The organism is Sphaerisporangium sp. NPDC051011 (assembly GCF_040653595.1).
GTDB lineage: Bacteria > Actinomycetota > Actinomycetes > Streptosporangiales > Streptosporangiaceae > Sphaerisporangium.
This window is the reverse complement of the sequence record NZ_JBFAGG010000011.1, coordinates 164,278-184,805: the sequence shown is the minus strand read 5'-3', so window position 1 is coordinate 184,805 and position 20,528 is coordinate 164,278. Positions and strand designations below refer to the sequence as shown.

The 20,528-nt window shown below is 66.3% G+C and carries 17 protein-coding genes and 2 pseudogenes; 11 read left to right on the top strand and 8 right to left on the bottom strand.

The genetic code is table 11. The features are described from left to right. Nucleotides 1-197: 197 nt before the first annotated feature. The 4 genes from AB0H21_RS25605 to AB0H21_RS25590 all read right to left on the bottom strand — a co-directional run bounded on the left by AB0H21_RS25605 (nt 198) and on the right by AB0H21_RS25590 (nt 4,726). The gene (locus AB0H21_RS25605; RefSeq protein ID WP_358521036.1) at nt 198-842 is read right to left on the bottom strand and encodes a helix-turn-helix domain-containing protein; all 645 of its coding nucleotides are present in this window, start codon (nt 840-842) and stop codon (nt 198-200) included. Nucleotides 843-1,138: 296 nt separating this feature from the next. After that, entirely contained in the window at nt 1,139-2,161 is a 1,023-nt protein-coding gene (locus tag AB0H21_RS25600) for an LLM class F420-dependent oxidoreductase (RefSeq protein ID WP_358521034.1), read from the bottom strand. Nucleotides 2,162-2,208: 47 nt separating this feature from the next. Continuing rightward, the gene (locus tag AB0H21_RS25595) at nt 2,209-3,105 is read right to left on the bottom strand and encodes a PaaX family transcriptional regulator C-terminal domain-containing protein (RefSeq protein WP_358521031.1); all 897 of its coding nucleotides are present in this window, start codon (nt 3,103-3,105) and stop codon (nt 2,209-2,211) included. 64 nt (nt 3,106-3,169) lie between these two features. Next, on the bottom strand, nt 3,170-4,726 hold the full coding sequence (locus AB0H21_RS25590; protein WP_358521028.1) for a carboxylesterase family protein: 1,557 nt from the start codon (nt 4,724-4,726) through the stop codon (nt 3,170-3,172). 119 nt (nt 4,727-4,845) lie between these two features. On the opposite strand from AB0H21_RS25590, the gene AB0H21_RS25585 reads away from it, so the two are divergent. Next, nucleotides 4,846-5,376 carry a cupin domain-containing protein gene (locus AB0H21_RS25585; protein WP_358521026.1) on the top strand — a complete coding sequence of 177 codons (531 nt, stop codon included), beginning with the start codon at nt 4,846-4,848 and terminating at the stop codon, nt 5,374-5,376. 252 nt (nt 5,377-5,628) lie between these two features. On the opposite strand, the gene AB0H21_RS25580 is transcribed toward AB0H21_RS25585, so the two are convergent. After that, the gene (locus tag AB0H21_RS25580) at nt 5,629-6,060 is read right to left on the bottom strand and encodes a nuclear transport factor 2 family protein (RefSeq protein ID WP_358521023.1); all 432 of its coding nucleotides are present in this window, start codon (nt 6,058-6,060) and stop codon (nt 5,629-5,631) included. Between the two features lie 220 nt (nt 6,061-6,280). Between AB0H21_RS25580 and AB0H21_RS25575 the strand changes: the two genes are divergently transcribed. The 6 genes and pseudogenes from AB0H21_RS25575 (at nt 6,281) to AB0H21_RS25550 (ending at nt 13,445) form a co-directional block, all read left to right on the top strand. Further along, a complete protein-coding gene (locus AB0H21_RS25575) occupies nt 6,281-7,456 on the top strand; it encodes an acyl-CoA dehydrogenase family protein (protein WP_358521022.1) in 1,176 nt (391 codons plus the stop codon). 381 nt (nt 7,457-7,837) lie between these two features. Continuing rightward, nucleotides 7,838-8,142, top strand: a pseudogene (locus tag AB0H21_RS25570) (hypothetical protein); the annotation flags it as partial. A gap of 168 nt (nt 8,143-8,310) precedes the next feature. Continuing rightward, complete coding sequence (locus tag AB0H21_RS25565; protein ID WP_358521019.1) at nt 8,311-9,567, top strand: ABC transporter substrate-binding protein; 1,257 nt, start codon at nt 8,311-8,313, stop codon at nt 9,565-9,567. A gap of 55 nt (nt 9,568-9,622) precedes the next feature. Then, nucleotides 9,623-12,445, top strand: coding sequence for an ATP-binding cassette domain-containing protein (locus tag AB0H21_RS25560; protein WP_358521016.1), 2,823 nt, complete (start codon nt 9,623-9,625; stop codon nt 12,443-12,445). After that, nucleotides 12,442-13,185, top strand: a complete 744-nt coding sequence (locus AB0H21_RS25555; RefSeq protein ID WP_358521013.1) for an ABC transporter ATP-binding protein — start codon at nt 12,442-12,444, stop codon at nt 13,183-13,185. Before AB0H21_RS25560 ends, AB0H21_RS25555 begins: the two co-directional genes overlap by 4 nt. Next, nucleotides 13,182-13,445, top strand: a complete 264-nt coding sequence (locus tag AB0H21_RS25550) for a hypothetical protein (RefSeq protein WP_358521011.1) — start codon at nt 13,182-13,184, stop codon at nt 13,443-13,445. The genes AB0H21_RS25555 and AB0H21_RS25550 overlap by 4 nt, the downstream gene beginning before the upstream one ends. Nucleotides 13,446-13,649: 204 nt before the next feature. On the opposite strand, the gene AB0H21_RS25545 is transcribed toward AB0H21_RS25550, so the two are convergent. Genes AB0H21_RS25545 through AB0H21_RS25535 form a run of 3 tightly spaced genes read right to left on the bottom strand, consistent with a single transcriptional unit; the run spans nt 13,650 to nt 17,982 of the window. Continuing rightward, a complete protein-coding gene (locus tag AB0H21_RS25545; protein WP_358521010.1) occupies nt 13,650-14,549 on the bottom strand; it encodes an NmrA family NAD(P)-binding protein in 900 nt (299 codons plus the stop codon). Between the two features lie 26 nt (nt 14,550-14,575). Then, nucleotides 14,576-15,388 carry a fumarylacetoacetate hydrolase family protein gene (locus AB0H21_RS25540; protein ID WP_358521008.1) on the bottom strand — a complete coding sequence of 271 codons (813 nt, stop codon included), beginning with the start codon at nt 15,386-15,388 and terminating at the stop codon, nt 14,576-14,578. After that, nucleotides 15,385-17,982, bottom strand: coding sequence for a CoA transferase (locus AB0H21_RS25535; RefSeq protein WP_358521006.1), 2,598 nt, complete (start codon nt 17,980-17,982; stop codon nt 15,385-15,387). The genes AB0H21_RS25540 and AB0H21_RS25535 overlap by 4 nt, the downstream gene beginning before the upstream one ends. A 170-nt stretch (nt 17,983-18,152) precedes the next feature. Between AB0H21_RS25535 and AB0H21_RS25530 the strand changes: the two genes are divergently transcribed. The 4 genes and pseudogenes from AB0H21_RS25530 to AB0H21_RS25515 all read left to right on the top strand — a co-directional run bounded on the left by AB0H21_RS25530 (nt 18,153) and on the right by AB0H21_RS25515 (nt 20,470). Beyond that, nucleotides 18,153-18,863, top strand: a complete 711-nt coding sequence (locus AB0H21_RS25530; RefSeq protein ID WP_358521004.1) for a GntR family transcriptional regulator — start codon at nt 18,153-18,155, stop codon at nt 18,861-18,863. Then, a pseudogene (locus tag AB0H21_RS25525) lies at nt 18,860-19,006 on the top strand (zinc ribbon domain-containing protein); the annotation flags it as partial. The gene AB0H21_RS25530 and the pseudogene AB0H21_RS25525, both read left to right, overlap by 4 nt. Nucleotides 19,007-19,012: 6 nt before the next feature. Further along, on the top strand, nt 19,013-19,270 hold the full coding sequence (locus AB0H21_RS25520; RefSeq protein ID WP_358521360.1) for an OB-fold domain-containing protein: 258 nt from the start codon (nt 19,013-19,015) through the stop codon (nt 19,268-19,270). Between the two features lie 69 nt (nt 19,271-19,339). Next, entirely contained in the window at nt 19,340-20,470 is a 1,131-nt protein-coding gene (locus tag AB0H21_RS25515) for a thiolase family protein (RefSeq protein ID WP_358521002.1), read from the top strand. Nucleotides 20,471-20,528: the final 58 nt, after the last annotated feature.

The following is a 20,528-nucleotide window of genomic DNA, read 5'->3' as shown; positions in this document are numbered from 1 at the left end:
AGATACCCACTTAGGGACTTCGTTACGGAAAAGGAGTGAAAAAGGGTGTCGAAAGGTACGGCCCGTCGACGGTGACGGCCGGAGAAGGCCAGTGGCCGGTGCGGAAGGCCTGCGGTCGACAGGAAGATCTGCCGATGGCGCGGAGGGCCCGCCGTCGACGGCTACGGACTGATGGAGCCCGGGAACCGGCTAATCGTTCAGGGGCGGCGCAACTCCTCCATGGTCACGGCCGTGCCCGGCAGTTCGGAGCGGGCCGGGGCCCGCAGCCCGTCCAGGAACAGCTGCAGATGGCGATGGACGAAGCGGCCGGCGCTCACGCACCCCGTGCCGGCTGGAGGCCGGCTTAGCTGGGCCACGGCCACCATGAGGTCGCCGACACCCACGTCGGGGCGGAGTTGACCGGCCGCCTTGGCGCGGTCCGTGATCTCCTCGACAAGCCCCTCGTAGCGCTCGCGTGCTGCTACCAGGTCGGGATGGTGCTGGTTGAACGTGCTGGAGACCATCGGGCACAGCACGCTGATCCGCTCGTCGGCGGCCGCGTGCGCGAAGTGCGACAGGGCCTCGAAGGCGTCGCCGGCCTCGGCGAGTGCCCGCTCGGCGATCTGGGACGTGCGGTCGATGACCGAGCAGACGACCTCGCGGACGAGCGCGTCACGGTCGGGGAAGTGGCGGTACACCGTGGCGTTGCCGACACCGGCCCGCCGGGCGATCTCGTCGAGCGGCGCGTCGGGGCCGAACTCGACGAACATCTCCAGGGCGGCGGTGACGATCCGCTCCCGGTTGCGCAGGGCATCGGCACGCGGCCGGGTCGCTCGGCGTTGCACGGGGGGCGTGGTCTGCACGGCGTACTCCTCGGGCGAGTGGAGCGCGATCCGGGGACTAAGTCCCCGTTTCGCTCGGACACAGGGCTAAACGGGGAATCAGTCCCCGGTTATTTCCCCACTTCCGCCCCACTTCATGTGATCTGAGTCACTTTCGCCATGCCGGTCGGCCGGACCCCGACGACCGGCCCCACAGGGCCCTGCAGCCTGACCGGCTGAGCTGATCACCAGTCCTGCCGCGCCACCTGGCGCCGGGGTTCGCTGCCGACTGCCCGGTTACTGTCCGATGAATCTGCGACGGGGCCCGATGTTCCGGATCAGAGAAGGAGCTCAGCTAGTGTCCGCATCGCGCGCAGGTCGCCAGAGATGAGCATCGTCGTCACCAGGGAAGCGGACCAAGCCTGCAGGTCATCGGCGACCTTCTCCTTCGGCCCGACAAGTGCGACCTTCTCGACAAGCTCGAGGGGGACGGCCGCCGTCGCTTCGTCCTTGTGCCCAGACAGGTACAGCTGCTGGATGTGAGCGCATTCGGCCTCGTATCCCATACGTTCGAACACGGCCGCGTGGAAGTTCGCGCCCTTCGCGCCCATGCCTCCGATGTACAGGGCGAGCCGTGGGCGGAGCCGGTCCGCGGCGGCTTCGATGTCGCTGTCGATCGCGACACTCACCGGACAGACCACCTCGAAGTCCCGAGCCGACGATGGGTCCGTCCTGGCCCGAAAACCTTGGGCAAGGCTGTCGCGGTACGCGTCGTCCGCGTAGGGCGAATAGAACAGCGGCAGCCAGCCGTCGGCGATCTCCCCGGCCAACGCGACGTTCTTCGGTCCCTCGGCCGCGAGCAGGATCGGAATCTCGGGCCTCACCGGATGAAGTGTCGACTTCAAGGCCTTTCCCAGGCCGGCGCCCCCTTGGTAGGGCAACTGGTAGTGCCGGCCATCGAACGACACCACCTCGCGGCGCATCGTCTGCCGCAGAATGCTCACATACTCTCGAGTCCGTTCGAGCGGGCGAGGAAACGGCGCGCCGTACCACCCTTCGACGACCTGGGGCCCCGACGCGCCGATGCCGAGCACGAAACGTCCACCGGTCAGGTGGTCCATCGTCATGGCCGCCATCGCCGTTGCGGTCGGCGTCCGTGCGGACATCTGAGCAATGGCGGTCCCGAGACGGACCGTCGAGGTTCCACTGCCGAGCCACGCGAGGGGAGTCAGGGCGTCCGAGCCCCAGGCTTCACCGGTCCAGACCGAGTCGAAGCCGAGACGCTCCGCCTCGGCGACTAGTTCGCGCTGCCCCTGAGGCTGTCGAGCTCCCCAGTACCCCAGTCCGAGTCCTAGCTTCATGTATCGAGACTATCAAAATTCGAACCACCTTTGAATTTTTCCTCGGCCTAGAGCATCGAGAGCGCGTACGTCTCAGCCGGCCCGCGCAGCTTCTGGTCCAGACGAGAGAAGAGGTCTTCCGCGATGGAACCGGCCCACGGGGAGGGCAGCAACGCCAACGGAAGGCCGGGGTCGAGGTACGGCAGCCTCCTCCAGGTGGCGAGCATGGGGACGTAGTCGCGGAACGCCGCGGCCGGATCGACATCGTTCGGTTGATGACGCTCATCAGCCGGCGTGAATCGATCGATGAATGTGGCGTACATGCCGGTCAATGCGTCCAGGTCCCACCACGACGCGACCTTCTCTCGAGGGTCGCCGACCGCCACGAACTGTGCGCGGAAGATGTCGACGTAGTCGGTGACTCCGAGGCTATGCAGGGCTGCCTGCGTTTCACGCTCGAGGTGGGCGGGTGCGATCCACATGCCAGGGCTTACGGTGCCGAAGCCAAGGCGGATCAGCGCCGTCCGGATCCGGTGACGGCGTTCACGCTGGTGTTCGGGGACCGAGAATCCGACGACCACCCAACTGTCCTCCGGGAGCGCGCGGCCGCGCCCGAAGACATGCTTGTCGCCATCGAGAATGATCCGGACGCTACTAGGGGTGAGTTCGTAACCGGCCCGTCCGGCGCGTTTACTGCTCCGAACGAAGCCGCGCCGTTTCATGCGCGAGACCGCCGAACGGGTGAGAGGCTCCTCGATCCCGAGCTCTCTCCCGAGGCGCACGATCGCGGCCGAGGACAGCCAGCCGTCTTGGGTGCGCGAGTAGAGACCGAACAAGCTGAAGATCAACTGCTGTGGAGGGACCTCGGCCCCGATGTCGGCCGCGATCTCGCGCGAGGTCGCGGCTTCGGACACCGCCGCTCCAAGCGCATCTTCGTCTCCGGAGAAGCTTGGCGACGGGGTCATACGAGGTCTCCAGTCTGAGGTTCCGTCATGGTGCCTTGGCAGACCGAGCCTAGGTCCTTCCGTGTCATGGCCGAGCGCTGGACGCAAGAAGATCGCGCTCGCGAAGGCCGAGGCCGCGCTCGACCGTCGTCGCCTGACCGCCGATGCGAGCAACGCCGGCGTCCTTGGCCCAGCATGACCACTCGAGTCCCGGAAGGCGAGGGACGCCGCTCCGCACGAAGGAACCGACGACCTCCATGAACTGCTGGGCGACAGAGCCGAGGTCGTCTGGGGTCGCGTGACCGAGCATGGCCGCGCCGGGCATCCACCGATCGAAGGTTCCGAACAGGAAGGGCAGATCCACACAGTGGCACGCACCGAACTCCGACCCCGACCAATCGAAGCGATAGAGGAACGTCGACGCGTCGGCGCTCGTCCGCTCCGCCGCCAGATCGAGGAGTGGTGCCATCATGACCGCGTCTCCGTTGATCGCCGACAGCAGGTCGGCGGGCCGGGCGTCCGGCCGGCTGGATCGATAGTGCTCCAGCAACGTCCGGGCGCCGTCGCCGAAGCGGGGCGCCAACGCCGAGATGACCTCCGTGTCGGAGATCGAACCGCCGGCAGGGTTCAGCCGGGCGAAGCCCTGGAGTTCGTCGCGTGTCCATCCCGCCAGCACGTCGAGTTCGGGGCGGGCCCGCAGGAAGGCCTTCGTGCCGCCGGTGGGCACGTCCACTGCCCCCGCCACTCCGAACGGAGGATTGACGTCGCCGGCGAGAGCGCGCCGGCGCAGGAACTCGACCTGAGCGTCCAGGAGAGCGTCGACCGGCAATGACCTGAGCGAGTCGAGGCGAACGGGATGGTCAACGCTCTCACCGAGGACGGCCAGGTACTCCGCGGCCAACGATTCCGACTGCTGTGGCGGCTGCACCCAACCGTGCGAACCGCCGCTCTGAAGAAAGAGGCGCCGAACCAGGCGACCGGTGCGAGAGGAGCCGGCGAGCAGGACGGCGGACTCGGCTCCTGCCGACTGACCGCCCACCGTGATCGCGGAGGGATCGCCGCCGAAGGACGCGATGTTCGCCGCGACCCACTCAAGCGCGGTCATCTGATCGCTGAGGCCCGCATTCGCGCACGATTCGCTGCCCGATTCCAGGTCGCGAAGGTCCAGGTACCCCAAAGCACCCAGGCGATAGTTGGCGGTGACCACGACGATGTCCCCGGTGGCGGCGAGTCGAGCGCCGTCGTACCAATCCCACGACGCTGAGCCACTGACAGACGCGCCACCATGAAGCCAGAAGAGAACGGGGCGGTTCGTGGCGCCGGTCGGCGTCCAAATGTTGAGGGTCAGTGAACGTGCCTCGTCATAGGTCCCGGACGGGCGCCCCATCAGCCGCTCGACGCGGCTCGGTGGCTGTGGGAACGAGGGGGACGCCATCGTGGCGTCGACGGTCCGGTCGACGTCGTCATGGTCGTCTGGAATCGGGGCCGCGGGCGCGAACCGTCGGCTCCCCACCGGGGGGGCGGCGTACGGGATACCGCGGTAGGCATCGACTCCGCCTTGGCGTCGGCCGCGCACGAGGCGACGGCCCGACCGCACCTCGACGGCGACACCCTGTTCTGTCTTGTGCTCTCCGGCTGTCATGCCCGCAATATAGCCGCAACGTGACGACCGAGAGGAGAGCGCACCAATCTGCTACCGAGTCATATAGTGTCTCCATGTCGAACGACACGAAACGGTCATAGTCTCGAGTTAGGAGTGCCATGTCCGATAAGCAGGACGGTTGGGGGCACGTAGACGGCATTCTGTCCGACGGTGTCATCGTGCGGACGCCCGGTGAGGGGGCCATCCCGACGCCTCCGGAGGGCGACTTCATCAATGTCCTGGTCGACGGGTCGCACACGCGCGGACTTGCCTCCTTCTTGGAGTACCGCATCGCACCGAACGGCGAGGGGCCGCCCGCACACTGGCACCCGGGGCACGATGAACTCTTCTACGTGGTTCAAGGCGAACTAGGCCTCCTGGGTGACACCAAGCGGAAGGTCTACGGTCCGCGGGACTTCGTCTTCATCCCTCGCGGAGTCGTGCACACGTTCTGGAACCCCACGGGCGAGGAGACGATCTTCGTCAGCGGTTGGTCGCCCGCGGGAGCCGAGCAGGCCTTCATCAAGGCGCACGAACTGCTGCTGCGCTATGGGGTGTCAGACTTCCAGGGAATCCCCGGGGACGTCATCGCGGCGGAGCTCTTGCCGCTCATCGGCACCAACCCCGCTCCGGCGGATTGGCCGAAGTAGTTCGAGCCGGCGACCGTGTCGGTCGTCATGCTTGTCGGGGCGGCGCCGGGGCCGCCCCGACAAGCGAAACTCGGCGTCACTGAGGGTAGGTGCGATACCGGCGCTGGGACGTCAGGGTGCCGGACCCGGCCATGTCCTCGGCGTCGTCGATCTTCACGCAGAGCGCGGTCGCGAGGGCGTTCAGGTCTGTCGTACAACGGATCTTGAACGCCCTCGCCCTGTTTCCGCAGGCGATCCCTCAGACTCGATCGTCTAGGCGAGCGAGGCGCCGAACGCGGCCTCGACCGGCCGCAAGTCCATGAACTCGCGCACCTCGGTCACCTTGCCGTCGGTGACCTTCATGAGGAGCGCCACCTCGACCTTGAGGGCCTTGCCGTCGGCGAGCACCAGGTCGTCAGAGTTGTGGACCGTGACCATGCCTTGGCCGTCGTCGGCCATCACCTCGACCGTGGACGTGCGCGAGCGCGAGTGGTCAAGGCGTGCCTGCAGCTTGCCCATGTACTCGCCGTACAGCTCGGCCTTTCCCGAGTAGGTCCGCGCGTACTCGAGACCGCTGCCCATCAGCTGCCATCGGATGTCATCCGCCAGCAGTTCGTCGAAGGCCTGAGGGTCAGGATCCGATCCCGGGTCTCCGAGGTGGCGCAGGATCTGGGCGATCTCGCTCGCGGATCGGGACGTGCTCATCGGGTGTCTCCCTCGTTGGGTGGCTACTGATGTGACTAGCGTAACCGTGACGATCGCAAGAGAGACAGTATGAAGTCGGCACGGGCGCCTGACGTCCGGTAGCGACGAGTTCGTCCCGATGTCTAGATATAGCTCTTTCCTTACGGTCATAATGCAAACGCGATGCTGCGGTCGGTCGAACGATCGCTTGCCCCCAAGTAGCCAGGAGAGGGAGTCGTCGATGTCCACCACACTTGAGCCGCCGGTGCAGCGCTCAGGAAGCGCTGACCTTCTCGTAAGCCGCGTTGAGCGCATTGCCGACGTCCTCGCGGCCGGAACGGCGTACGCGATCCGGGAGAGTCGGCTGGCCCCTGAAGTCATCGAAGCGCTTGGGCAGGCCGAGCTCTTCTCCATGCTGACGCCTGCGAGGTTCGGCGGTCTCGGTGTCGATGTCCAGACGGCCGGCCAGGTGATCAGGGCCGTCGCTCGACACTGCGGTTCGGCGGCGTGGGTCGTCATGATCGTCAACGGGTCCAACTCGTACGTCGGCCGCTTCCCGGAGGAGGCGCAGCAGGAGACGTTCGGTGCGAAGGCGTCGGCTCGCTTCGCTCAGGTCCTGTCGCCGGCGGCCACGCTCAAGCCGGTGGACGGGGGCTACCTTCTGACCGGTCGATGGGGATTCGCCTCGGGCATCCTTCACGATGACTGGGCGATGCTCGGCAATGCCGAGCGGTTGGTGATCGTCCCCGCTTCCGCTGTTCGGGTCGAGGTGACCTGGGACACGATCGGCATGCGGGGGTCGGGCAGTCACACGATCGTGACCGATGAGCTCTTCGTTCCCGAGCACATGACAGCGCCCTTCGGAACCGTGATGGGCACCGAGCAGTGCAACGATTCGGACGCGCCGGTGTACACGCGCTACGCGCCACTTCCTGCCTCCGCCGTTCTGGTCGGCTCGGTGCTGGTCGGCTTGGGTGAGGCCGCATGCCAGGCGGTTGCGAAGGGGTCGGTCAATCGTGCCGTCGTGATGAGCCGGCACGCCAGCCAGGCCGACTCGGAGACGTTCCGTGCGGTCTTGGGGGAGTGTGCGCTTCGGGTCGAATCGGCGCGACTCCATGTGGCAGAGACGGCGCGCGTCGTCGACGAGGCTGCCGAGAGCGCCGCTCTGCTGCCTCCCGCACGCCTTGGGGTGCTGGCGGCGAACGTCGCGCAGGCTGCGCGCATGGTGACCACGGCGGTGGACGATCTCATGTACCTCGGCGGGGCCAGTGCGTTCGCGAACTCGAGCCGCCTCGGGCAGATCTGGCGGGACGTCAACACGGGCGCGAGGCACGGCGTGCTCAACCCGTTCGTCAACTACGAGGCCGCGGGCGGCACCCTGGTCGACCCGGCGCTGGAGGCTCCCAAGCGAATTTGAATCAAGGATGCTCCGGGCCTGTGGTGGTCGCGCAGGTGGCCGAACCGTACGACACGACCACGATGACCGACTGCATTCGCAGCCTCGACGAACACCCTTGAGTATCTGCTTGGTGGGCTCGCCGATCCCGCGACGGCCGCGTCCTCGCGTGATCGGCTGGTACCGGCCAGTACACCGCGCCGGTGACTCGGCCGCCGAAGACCGGGTCGCCGCCCATGCTCATTCGCCGTGCCGGCCGGTCACCTCGACCACGTCGCGGATGCCATCGACGCCCAGGCCACCGGGAACGGCCTGGCCGGTGACCGGCGCGGCGGTGTGGACCCCTGGCTCCGATACCTGACCGGCAACGCCGAGTTCCCGCGCTACGACGTGGCGCCGGCGGCCGGCCGGCCGATCGCCACCGGCGTCATCGAAGGAGCCTGCCGCCCCTCATCGGCGACCGCCGCGACATCACCGGCACCCGCTGGGGTCTCCCCGCAGTCGAAGCCATCCTCGAACTCCGAGCTCTGATCGCAATCGGCGACTTCGACACCTGCCGGCGCTTCCACCTCGCTCGAGTCGAGTGCACCAGACCCCCGACCAGGCCGAACACGACGTCACCGCCTGATCAACCCGGTCCCTCAGGAAGAGCCACATCCGCTCTGATTCGCCCCTCGTGTCCAGGGCTGATGCGTACCACTGTCTGACGTGCGGGGAAAAACAAATCGCCTTCAAATTTAACGGCGGCAGATCTGTTGCGAACGTCACAGAGGGGCTATGGTCCTTCTCACTGCCCGCCGGTGCGAGGCCAACCGTGATCCCTGTCCACCCGAGACGCGGCGTGCCGGCGTACCTAGTTGATCTAGGAGACTTCTGTGATCCGTGCAAAAACCACACTCCCCCTCATCGCCGCGGGCCTGCTGGCAGCGGCAACGCTCAGTGCGTGCGGAAGTGACAACACCGACGCGCCCAAGGCCGGCGGCGCGTCGGAGTCAGCTCCGGCGGACGCGAAGTCTGCTGACCCGAGCCTCGACCCCGTGGTGATCGGCTTCCGAGGCCTGGAAGGCGGAACCCTGTCGCTCACCGACATGCGCAAGGGTTTCGAGAGCGCGGTCGACTACGTGAACTCCGAGCGCGGTGGCATCAACGGTCACCCGCTGAAGGTCGTGACCTGCAAGACCGACGTGACACCGGAGTCGTCCGTCAACTGCGCCAACAAGTTCGTCGGCGAGCGCGTCGTCATGGCGACCCAGGGCGTCGACTACGCCACGGACGCCGCACTGCCGATCCTTCAGAAGGCAGGCATCGTCGACACCAGCGGCTTCGCCTACGGTCCCCTGGAGAACACCGCGGTCGGCGACGCATACGTGGCGTACGCCTCGAACGAAGAGGGATACGCGGCCGGTGTCGTCCAGCTCGCCAAGATGGGCGCCAAGTCGATGGCCATGGTGCTCGCGGACGTGCCTCCGCTGCACACCGCGATGGACAAGGTGATCGTGCCGGCTGCGGAGCGGCTGGGCGTCAAGGTGACGCCGTTCTTCTTCTCCAGCCCGACGGACTGGACGTCCTTCGGTGCCACGGTCCTGGCGTCCGACCCGAACGCGATCGCCTTCTACGGCGTGGACGCGGACTGCATCGCGGCTGTCCCCGCATTCCGGTCGCTCGGGTTCAGCGGCATCATCCAGGCGGGAACCTGCGCTGTGATGGCGGACAAGTTCAAGCCGTCCGAACTCACCGATGTCATCGTCGGCAACTCCATCTACAACGCTTCGATGGCCCCGATCCCGGACGACGTTCAGGCTGACATCCACATCTTTGAGCGCTACACCAAGGACGACGGCATCGAGAACAGGGGCCAGGCGATGCAGGGTTTCCTCACGGGGACCTGGGTCGCAGACCTGCTCTCGCAGGTGAAGGGCGACCTCACCGCAGCGTCTGTGAAGTCTGCGATGAAGACCGCCAAGGGGCGCCTCTTCTTCCGCACCACGGGCTACGACTGCTCGAAGCCGAGTTGGCCGGGCACCACGGCATGCAGCACGGGGTTCTTCTTCACCAAGGTCAACGACGCGGGGAAGAGCGAGGTACTCCCCGGACAGCCGGTCGACGTCAGCGGGATCCTTCCGTCGAGCTGATCGGCTGACATCGAGCGAGTGGCACCCCTCAGAGGCAAGACAGGAGCCCATCTCCGTGACCGAGTACCTGCTATTTGTCGTCCTCGGGCTCAGCGTCGGCGCTGTATACGCAGCACTCACCCTGGGCGTAATCGTATCCTACCAGGGCGCCGGCGTGATCAACTTCGCGGCGGCGGCCATGGCGACGGTTCCGTTGTTCGTCTTCGACGATCTGACGAAGGGGCGACTGACCCTGCCCCTGCCATGGGTGCCCTCGCTCGATCTGGGGGAGCCGCCTCCCATGGCGATCAGCGTCCTGGTTGCTCTGCTTGTCGCGGCTGCGATCGGAATGTTGGTCGAGCTGTGCGTGTCCCGGCCGCTGCGCAATGCGCCGGTCCTCGCCAAGGTCGTCGGCGCCATCGGTGTCATGCTCACCCTGCAGTCCGTGGTCGGACTCAAGTTCGGCACCGATGCGCGCAGCCGAGTGCCGCTCCTGCCGACCGGTGTCGTCGAGATCGGCGGGGCGAAGGTCCCGCTTGATCGACTCTGGTTGATCGGCGTGGTCGTGGTGCTGGGCCTGCTGCTCGCACTCTGGTCGAGCAAGTCCCGCGCGGGGCTCGCGATCCAGGCGGCCGCCGAGAACGAAAGGGCCGCGGCCTTCGCGAGACTGTCTCCGTACCGCCTCGGGATGCTGACGTGGGTGCTGGCGTCCGTCTTCACAGCGCTCGTCATGATCCTCGCGGGCCCGGCCACAGGCGTGCTGACCCCCGACATCCTCTCGCTGCTGGTCGTACCGGCGCTGGCCGCCGCCCTGATCGCGCGCCTGCGGTCCATCTGGTGGGGGCTGGTCGGAGCGCTCGCTCTGGGAGTGGTGCAGTCGGAGCTGCAGTTCCTGTCCAAGACGAAGCCCTGGTGGCCCGACTTCGCGACGCAGGGCATCTCTGACGCGGTGCCGTTCCTCGTGATCGTGATCGTCCTGTTCTTGTTCGGACGCTCGATTCCGACTCGAGGCGACGAGGTGCTGTCCTCGCTCCCAGCCGTGATCCTGCCCAAGAACAAGCCGGTGAACGTCCTCGTTCTGGGGCTCGCCGGGCTTGTTCTCATGCTGGTACTCAGCGGTACCTACCGATTCGGGTTGATCACCAGCCTCGCGATGTCGTTGATCGCCCTGTCGCTCGTGGTTCTCACCGGGATGGTCGGCCAGATCTCGCTCGCTCAGGCGGCCTTCGCCGGAACTGCGGGACTCTTCCTCTCCAAGATCGGGACAGGGCTCCCGTTCCCGTTCTCCATGATTCTCGCTGCTCTGCTCGCCGCGGGCGTGGGATGCATCGTCGGCCTTCCTGCGCTACGGATCCGCGGCGCGCAGCTAGCCGTGGTCACGCTCGCGGCGGCGGTCACGGTCGAGAAGTTCATCTTGTCCAACCCGGACATCGCCGACTCGACAGCGAACGTGATCCCCACGCCGTCCTTCCTGGGTATCGACTTGTCCGTCCAGGAGGGCACGAACATCGCCAGGGCGGAGTTCGGCGTCATGGTGCTGATCGTGGTGACCGTGGCGTTCGTCCTGGTCGGCAACGTCATGAGGTCAGGCTCCGGTCGAAAGATGCTGGCCGTCAGGTCGAACGAGAGGGCTGCGTCGTCGATCGGCATCAGCGTGGCAGGCGTGAAACTGACGGCGTTCGCCTTGGCATCGTTTCTCGCAGGCCTTGGCGGCACGCTCATCGGGTACAGCCGCGGTCAGCTGAGCCCAGTGTCATTCGCCGTCTTCGTGGGGCTGTCGCTGCTTGCCATCTCGTACCTGTCCGGGATCACCAGCGTGAGTGGCGCCGTGCTGGCCGGAGCCTCCGCTGTTCTCGGCATCGTGTTCGTCTTCTTCGATGAGCACCTGCATCTCGGGCCTTACTACGCGCTCCTGACCGGGACCTCGCTGATCCTGACCGTGATCCTGAACCCCGAGGGACTGGTCGGAAAGATGCGGTCCGACACTCGACGGGTTGTCACCGCGATCCGGCGGCAGTGGGCACCGCGGCGCCGGGAGACCGAGGTACAGGTCGCGCCTCAGCCCACGTCCCTCAACCGAACGAAGAGAACGCGAGAGATCGGCGACGTGGTTCTTCGGGCCGATGGGATCACCGTTGCGTACGGCGGCCTGACGGCTGTCAACGACGTATCCGTGACGGTCCGCTCAGGTGAGATCGTTGGGTTGATCGGTCCTAACGGGGCCGGCAAGACGAGTTTCATCGACGCTGTCACGGGCTTCACCCCTGCCAAGGGAAAGATCACCCTCTCGGACGACGTCATCTCAGCTCAGTCACCGCATATGCGGGTGAGGCGTGGTCTGGTGCGGACCTGGCAGGCCGGTGAAATCTTCGACGACCTGTCAGTCGCCGGCAACGTTCAGGTGGCGGACGATATCGGCAACGACACCTGGAAGTTCCTCCGCGACTTCGTCCGTCCGACCAGGCCCGCCTCGGAGGATGTCCGCCGCGCCATCACTCTGATGGGGCTCGACGACGTAGCCGATCGCCGGCCGAGTGAGCTTCCGTTGGGGCGGCAAAAGGCGCTCGGTGTCGCGCGTGCGCTCGCGCTTCGGCCGAAGGCGCTGCTGCTCGACGAGCCGGCCGCCGGCCTGGACACATCCGAAAGCCTGCATTTCGGGGAGCTACTCAGAGATATCGCATCCACAGGCGTCGGCTGCCTTCTCATCGACCACGACATGCACCTTGTGATGGGTGTCTGCGATCGCGTCTATGTCGTCGAGTTCGGCCGGCTCATCGCCCAGGGCACACCCGATCAGGTCCGCAACGATCCACGAGTCATCGCGTCGTACCTCGGCACCACCGACAGCCCCGGCGGCGAGGGGATGGCGACCATGCCTTCGCAAGGAGTGACCCCATGACGGAGCTGATCAACGCTCGGCAACTCGAAGGCGGGTACGGTCGACTCGCCGTGATTCGTGGCGTCGACCTCGTTCTAAAGCCTGGTGAGGTCGTGTGCGTCCTCGGCGCGAACGGCGCCGGCAAGAGCACATTGCTCCTGACGATCGCCGGGGTTCTTCCACTGATCGCCGGCGAGTTGGAGGTGCTGGGCGAGCCGGTACGCGGAGGCAAGGCGTTTCAGGTAGCTCGACGAGGCGTCAGTGTCGTCCCCGAAGGCCGCGGGCTGTTCTACCGCCTGACGGTTGGCGACAACCTTCGACTCCGGCGCCATCGCGGCTCCACGATCGCGACTGCCCAGGTACTCGACTACTTTCCCGCTCTGAAGCCGTTGCTCGGACGGAAGGCGGGACTTCTGTCCGGCGGTGAACAGCAGATGCTCGCGCTGGCGGGCGCCCTCATCGCCGACCCGAAGTTGATCATGCTGGACGAGATGAGCCTGGGGCTGGCGCCGATCGTGGTCGAGCAACTGCTGCCGATCGTACGAACGATCGCGAACGAGCGCGGCATGGGTGTGCTCTTGGTCGAGCAGCACGTGCGCGCCGCCCTCCAGATCGCTGACCGCGGCATCGTGCTGGCTCACGGACAGGTCGTCGCTGAAGGTACCGCGGAGTCGCTCCGGCATGACGCCGAACTCCTTGAGGCCAGCTACCTCGGCGACCGCGACGCGATCGCCGAGGCGGAAGGAAATGGACTGCTGTGAGCAGCAAGCTTGCTCGTCGCGCGCTGTGGCGTCTCGCGTTGAAGCGGATCGCGGCGAATCAGGCCGACCGATTGGCTCTCGAGGTAGTCCTCGCCGGCGTCCTCTGGTCGCCGGCCGGATCCGTGGCACCGGGTATCTCGATGATCGACCTGCGAAAGTCGATGGAGGAAGACATCGCTGCGAGGTGCGCGGTACGCGACCTGGAGTACTACATGGCTTCCGGGCGCGGCCGCGGGTGCGCCCGCTCGATCCGCGGTTGATGTCCGACCTCGGGGGCGAAGACCTTCCTTCGCGAAGGCCGAGGCAAGTTGTCCATGTCGCCTCCGAGGTAGCCGGCTGCGAGTTGAGCGGCTCGGTTCGTGGCCACTGCCGCGATGCGGGCAGTGGCCAGCACCGCGGCAGACGAATACGTCAAGGCCGACGGCCTGCGGCAGAACTCATTTCTGCTTGCGCGCCGTTGGCGCTCATTCCGCGTAGTGCTGGGTCGCCCATGTCCTGAAGTCGATCGGCGACAGGCCCATCGAGCGAGCCTGCGCGGGTCGCGCGGGAGAACCGACGATGTTGAGCCACTCCTGGGCTTCGACTACCGGCTCAGGCAGGCCGGCCGCCTTGGCCTGGTCTGGGGTCAGGCTGCGGGAGACCACCCGCTCTCCCCAGATCTGGCTGAGGACGTCCGCGATCGCGCCGACGGTGAGCACGTCGCCCGCGAGCTCGAGCTCGACCTGGTTGAACCGGCTCGGATCCATGAACGCGGCAGCGGCCGCCAACCCGATGTCATTGGGAGCGATCAGCGGCAGTTCGGTCTCCGGTGCGAACGCGGTGACAATCTCACTGTCGACGACCGCGCTGCGCTGGAAGAACGCGTGATCCATGAAGGTGGGCGGCTTGACGAGCGTCCAGTACTCAAACCCGGCTTTCGCGACCAGCTCCTGGGTCGCCGCCTTGGACTCGAAGTAGTCGACCATGCTCCAACGACCCTCGTTCCAGCCGGGAGCCGCTCGATGGTGGGAACCGACTCCCGAGGCGGAGGTGTGCACGAACTGCCCGACACCGGCCCCAAGCGCGGCCTCGACGAGGTTGCGTCCCTGGTCACGCTCGGACTGAAAGTCGATGCCGCCATCCATGGGCGTCTGGACTGAGAAGACGCCGCGCACACCCTGACACGCTTGCTCCAGGGCGCGGCGGTCTCGCAAATCGCCTTTGGCGAGTTCGGCTCCCGCGGTCCGAAGCGCGCGAGCTCCCTGGCTCTCGGTGTCACGGACAAGGGCCCGCACCGGCACGCCCGCCGCCAGCAAGGCGCGCGCTGTGGCACCGCCCTGTCGGCCGGTGGCACCGCTGATCAGGATCGGACGGTCGTCGTTCAAAATCCCTGCTCCTTCGATGGTAAGCCCTAGGGCTGGGCCACAATGGTGTTCCGGAGTGATCCGATTCCTTCGACCTCGCACTCGACGACGTCGCCGTCATCCACGAGCACGACGCCCGGGGTCCCCAGCGTGATGACGTCGCCCGGCGTCAGTGTAAGGATGCGGGAGGCGTGGCTCACGACCTCGCCAACCGTGAACTTGAAATCGGCAGTAGTGCCGCGCATCTTCTCTTCGCCGTTGACCAAGGTTCTGATCGTCACACCGGCCTTGATCTCGTCGTCGGTCAGTGACGTCTCGATCCATGGACCGAACGGTGAGAACGTGTCGAAGCACTTGGCGACCACGGCGCCGGAGACCAGTCGAGGCAACTCCTCGGGCCATTGGCCCGTCGGATGCAACAACGACGGCGCGGTCACGTCATTCATGACGGTGAACCCGGCGATCGTACCCCAGGCCTGCTCGGGTGTCAGATTCTTCGCGCGCCGGCCTATCACGACCGCGAGTTCTGCTTCGGCAGCGAGTGGACCGCCCACCAGTTCCGGGATGAGAATCTGAGATCCGTCGCCGCCGGGCGGGTCACCGGCGGCCTTGACCGCCAGATACGGACTGTGGTCGACCGTACGCCGATCGCCCTCCTTGTAGAACGCTCGCCACATCACCAGGATGTTGCGAGGCTCTGTGGGACTCAGAAGCCGCACGTCAGAGAGCGGTACGGCTTGCCCGGTGCGTCCAGGCTCTTCGCCGAACACATGCCGATCGAGGGGGAGGAACGCTTCGTCCTCCACCAAGCCGAAGCGCACGGTGCCATCGAACATCTTCGCCCGAGCCAGTCGCGTCACAGCGCACCGTCCCGGCGAAGAGCCTCGATCTCAGCCGAGTCGAGTCCGAGAAGCTCCTTGAGCACGGCATCGGTGTCCTGCCCGTAGTTGGGGCCTGACCGATCCCATCGGCCGCCGATGTACGTCGGCGTCTCGGAGAACTGAGTCGGGTGCTCCTTCACCGGCCAGCGTCCGAGTTCGAGTTGGTCCAGTTCGGTCATCCAGCCGAGATGAGCCAGCTGTGGGTCATGCTCGACGCGGTCTTGCGCCGTCTGGCACACGCCGGCCGCAACCCCGGCCGCCTGCAGTTCCGCCATGAGCTCGAAAGGCTCGCGTCGGCGCGTCGCCTCTCGCACCGACGACTCGAGCTGGTCCTGGTTCTCGATCCTGGCCGCCAGTGTCGAGAACCGCGCGTCTGACGCCAGTGCCGGTACGCCGAGAACCGAAGCGGTCGCCCGCCACTGGTCGTCGGTGAAGCAGGCGATCGCGATCCAGCGGTCGTCGCCGGCCGTCGGGAACGCGCCGTGTGGGGCTGCGACGCGGTAGGGAGAGCGGTTGCCGTATCGCGACCAGTGGCGACCGTTGACGCTGTGGTCAAGGACGGCCGTACCGGTGAGGTACAGGCCGGTCTCGCCCTGGGAAGCATCGATGTGACACCCCAGGCCAGTGACATCGCGGCGGTGCAGCGCAGCCAATATCGCTGTCGCCATGTTGTAGGCGCCGAACCAGTCCAGGTACGAGTATCCGATTCCGGCGGGCGGGAACGGTTCCGGGAGCCCGGACATGTCGCTGATTCCCGAGATCGCTTGCGCGCTGGGCCCGAAGGTGCGCGCCCGGCCATAGGTCCCGAGCTCGCCGAGGCCGCTCTGCTGCACATAGATGATGTCATTCTTGAGCTCACGAAGACGGTCGTAGCCCAAGCCCATGCGCTTCATCGTGCCGGGCGAGAAACCCTCCACGACGATGTCGGCGTCCGCGATCATCTCCTCAAGGATGGCGCGGGACTTCGGGTTCTTGAGGTTCAGGGAGATCGCGCGCTTGCCGGCGTTGATCTCCATGAAAGATCCGCTCCGATTGGGATTTCCCGAGGTCCCGTTGCTCGCGGGCGTCGGGAGCGGTTCTCGCGCACGATCTCGCTCCTCGCGTCCGCCCGGAGGGCAGGCGCCGAGTGGGCTGAAACGCATGCGGTCGGGACGGCTGAGGTGCTCGACCTTGATCACGTCAGCGCCCATCGCGCTGAGAAAGCGACCCGCGCCGGCGCTGGCGAGCATCCAGCTCAGGTCGACGATGCGGACATCCGTGAGCGGGAACGGCTTGCCCCGTTTGCTCAGGCGCGGTCGCGGCGACACGCGCTCCGACACGGTGGCGGGTGGGCGATTCGGCGTGAGCCACTCTGAAGCCACCTCATCGCTGTGCTCGCCCACGAGGGGTGGCCGTGGACCGCGTGGCCACGACATGCCTTCGGTCACCCACTTGGCGCCGACGTAGGTGAAGGACCGGCCCAGCTCCGGGTGGTGGACGTCGAAGAAGGAACCACGAACCAGCCAGTGCGGGTCGGTGGCGTTCTCCTCCGGACGACGGATCGGCGTCCAGGGGAGGTCGAGCTTCTGAGCCTCCCTCCACAGATCGCGGTCGTAGAGGAGCCGCCCGACCAGCTGATCGACGAGTGCGGCCAGGTGGGCGCGCGCCTCGTCGGTATCGCGATGGTCCGTCGCGTACTTGGGGTCATCGAGGTCCCCGTGCATGCCGTGGTTCCGAAGGAGCTCGACCGTGCTGTCCCACTCGTCGTTCTGCGAGCGGACATAGGTTCGATACGGGAGCAGATATCTGCCGTCCTTGGTCAGGGACAGCGACGGGCTTCGACTGGTCGTGGTGGAGTGCCGGCAGGTGAGCCGATAGTGCGTCTGGCCGAGGAACACCCAGTCGGGCACGTCCGTCTCCGTGTTCTGGCTGACGGCCTGGTGGACGCTCGTCGAGAGCACCTGCCCGCGCCCGGTGTCGAGCCTGGAGATCAGCGCCGCGACCACGGACATCGCGGCCATCTCCCCGGCGATCTGGTACGACTGCCACATCTGCGGGGCGATCGGCGGGGTGTCGTACGTGCCGCTCGGGTCCGGGTCGTATCCGCAGTTCATCATCACGCCGCCCAGTGCCAGGTGCACGAGGTCGCTTCCGGCGTGGTCCGCCCATGGGCCCGTGTCGCCGAACGGACTGATGCGGCAGTAGATGAGACCCTCGTTGACGTCGGACATCCGATCGTGGTCGAAGCCGCGGTCGGCAAGGAAATTGCGCGGTCGAGAGTCGATGAGCACGTCTGCCGCCGCGACCAGCCGCGCGAACTCCGCACGACCGGCCGTCGAGTCCAGGTCGACGACGATCGAGCGCTTCCCGAAGTTGTAATGCCAGAAGTACAGGGATCTTTCCGGGTGCGGCTCGTCGTCGACGAACGGTCCGTACGTCCTGGTGACCTCGCCCCCGGGAGGTTCGACGCGGACGACGTCGGCGCCGAGCCCGGCCAACACCTTCCCGCAGTACTCGCCGAGTTCGTCGCCGATTTCCAGCACACGGACGCCATCCAGGAATCGAGAGTTCGTCTCGATCTTCTCGTCTCCCACACGGGCCTCCAAGCCATCCGTTGTATGAGATACGGTACCTGATATCTCAGATCTTTACACTCGCTCCTTCGTGTGGAACGCTAGGAACGGAGGACACGATCGACGAAGGCTCGGTGACATGCGGCATACGATGTTCCGTGCACCAGACCGTCGATCGGAGAGGACCAGCTATGTCGAACGCCACGAATTCCGGAGCGAGTGCACTGACGCCGCTCGAGACCAGGCCGGACAACCTCGCCACGATGGTCTATGTGCAGATCCGGGATCGGATCATCGACGCGACGCTGCCGCCGGGTAGCTCGGTGAGCGAAGCGACGCTCGCCGCCCAGCTCAACGTCTCGAAGACGCCCGTCCGGGAAGCGCTTCTCCGTCTGCGTCACATCGGCCTGGTCGAGCCGACGTCGCGCAGCCTCCGCGTAATCGAGCCTTCCGCGCGCATGATTCGAGATGCGTTCGAGCTACGTGCGGACCTGGAGGCCGCGGCCGGTCGTTATGCGGCCGAGCGCGGTGGTGATGCCGCCAGGGACGAGATCGCGGCGACCGCCGGTGACTCGCTGACCGCGGCGCGCGAAGACCGATCGGCGGATTTCCTGGCTCACGATCACCGGTTCCACATGGCCGTCACCGCTGCGGCCGGCAATGAAGTGCTCGCGCAGACAATGGAGAACGTCTTCGCGCTGACGCAGGCGCTACGGCAGCGGGACGTCGTGCTGGAGCGAGAGCTTGTGACCGACGCCGAGGAGCACGTCGCAATCGCCGAAGCCGTTCGAGCCGGTGATCGCGAACTCGCCGGGCACCGCTGTGCCGAGCACATCCGTCGGATCATGGGCCAGCTTCTGGAGGCGTACTCGGGCCCCGCTCGCGAGGACAACGCATCGTGAGCGCTGATCGTCCGACTCGCCCGCTTCCCAAGCCGACGGCGTTGTCCCGGCCGTTCTGGACCGGCTGCCGGGAGGGTCGTCTTCTGGTTCAGCGCTGCCGGGACTGCGCACGGCACGTCTTTCTTCCGCAGGAATTCTGTTCCGGATGCTTGGGCGTCGATCTCGAATGGGTTGAGAGCACCGGCCGCGGCTCCATCGTCACGTTCACGATCATCGGCCGCGCTCAGACCCCGGCGTTCATCGCTCCCTACGTCGTCGCCGTCGTACGTCTCGACGAGGGGTACGAGATGCTCACGAACATCGTCGACGCGACGCCCGACCGAGTTCAGTTCGGATCCCGCGTCGAGGTGGAGTTCGTGAGGGAGTCGGACGAGATCTCACTGCCCTGTTTCCGGCTCGCCGCCTGACGCTCACTCTCGGCCAGCCGCCGAACGCGCCCGCCGAGCCTCGCCGTTGTGTCGAGATGAGGATTCGCCATGCCCTTTTCCGGTCGGGAACCGGTCATCGTCGGTGCCTTCAATACTCCTCAGGCGCGTGTCCTGGAGGGGGAGACGTCCCACTCGGTCACGCTCGCGGCGATCAGGGGAGCCCTCGACCAAGCCGGCCTCGGCGTAGCCGACGTGGACGGTTTGAACATCCTGCCCGGTCTCGACTACCAGAACGGCACGCGGGTCTTCGGGTACGCCATGGGCATCCCGTACTTCTGGGTCGGCCGTCAGGCGCCCGGGCCCGCCTCGGTGCTTGAAGCCGCATCGGCGATCGAGTCAGGTGTGTGCGATGTGGTCGTTCTGGCCGCCGGCGAAGCAGGCATACACACGGACCGGTCCTCTGTCGCGCCCTGGACGCGACCCGCCAACGAGTTCATCGAATGCTGGGGCCTGATGACTCCCGCCGAGTTCGCCCTGTCGGCCAAGGAGTACATGCATCGGTTCGACGTCGACCCACTCAAGGTCGCGTACGTGGCGTCGGTGATCCGCAACAACGGCTCGCGTAACCCAGAGGCGATCTACCACGGGAGAGGTCCGTTCACCCCCGAGGACATCCTGGGCTCAAGGCTCATCGCCGACCCGTACCACCTGCTCGACTGTGCGACCACGGGCGAAGGTGGCTCGGCCTTGGTGCTCGCGACGGCGGAACGTGCCCGTGATCTACCTGTGCGGCCGGTGCGTGTGCTCGGTGGTGGCTCCGAGAGCTGGGGGCCGTCGTACACGCACCCCCCGACTTACGATCGCGTCGGAATGCTGGGACGCCAGGCAGCCGATCGTGCGTTCATGATGGCGGGGCTCGATCGCGAAGACGTTGACGTGTTCGAGCTCTACGACAACTTCTCCTGGGAGATCATCCGCTACTTCGAGGCCTTTCGATACTGCGAAGTCGGCGAAGGTCCGGACTTCATCGCCGACGGCGCGATCGAGGTGGGCGGACGGTACCCGATCGTCACCGACGGGGGAACGATGTCGCACTCCCACACCGGCGAATCGCAGCGGCACCAGCGAGTCGTCCAAGCCGTCCGGCAGCTCCGGGGAACCACCTCGGCCAATCAGGTGGCGAACGCCCGGACCGCGCTCGTGGCGGCGCTCGGGGACATCGTCTTGCTCGGCATCTGACCTATCGATATTCCATACACCGGTATATCGTATTGCATATCCGGTGTCCGATCAGCTC

Bases quoted from the DNA above. Each gene is read 5' to 3' on its own strand.
- AB0H21_RS25530 (WP_358521004.1), top strand. From the start codon at position 18,153: ATGTCGAACGCCACGAATTCCGGAGCGAGTGCACTGACGCCGCTCGAG.
- AB0H21_RS25590 (WP_358521028.1), bottom strand. From the start codon at position 4,726: ATGACAGCCGGAGAGCACAAGACAGAACAGGGTGTCGCCGTCGAGGTG.
- AB0H21_RS25515 (WP_358521002.1), top strand. From the start codon at position 19,340: ATGCCCTTTTCCGGTCGGGAACCGGTCATCGTCGGTGCCTTCAATACT.
- AB0H21_RS25585 (WP_358521026.1), top strand. From the start codon at position 4,846: ATGTCCGATAAGCAGGACGGTTGGGGGCACGTAGACGGCATTCTGTCC.
- AB0H21_RS25600 (WP_358521034.1), bottom strand. From the start codon at position 2,161: ATGAAGCTAGGACTCGGACTGGGGTACTGGGGAGCTCGACAGCCTCAG.
- AB0H21_RS25575 (WP_358521022.1), top strand. From the start codon at position 6,281: ATGTCCACCACACTTGAGCCGCCGGTGCAGCGCTCAGGAAGCGCTGAC.
- AB0H21_RS25595 (WP_358521031.1), bottom strand. From the start codon at position 3,105: ATGACCCCGTCGCCAAGCTTCTCCGGAGACGAAGATGCGCTTGGAGCG.
- AB0H21_RS25580 (WP_358521023.1), bottom strand. From the start codon at position 6,060: ATGAGCACGTCCCGATCCGCGAGCGAGATCGCCCAGATCCTGCGCCAC.
- AB0H21_RS25555 (WP_358521013.1), top strand. From the start codon at position 12,442: ATGACGGAGCTGATCAACGCTCGGCAACTCGAAGGCGGGTACGGTCGA.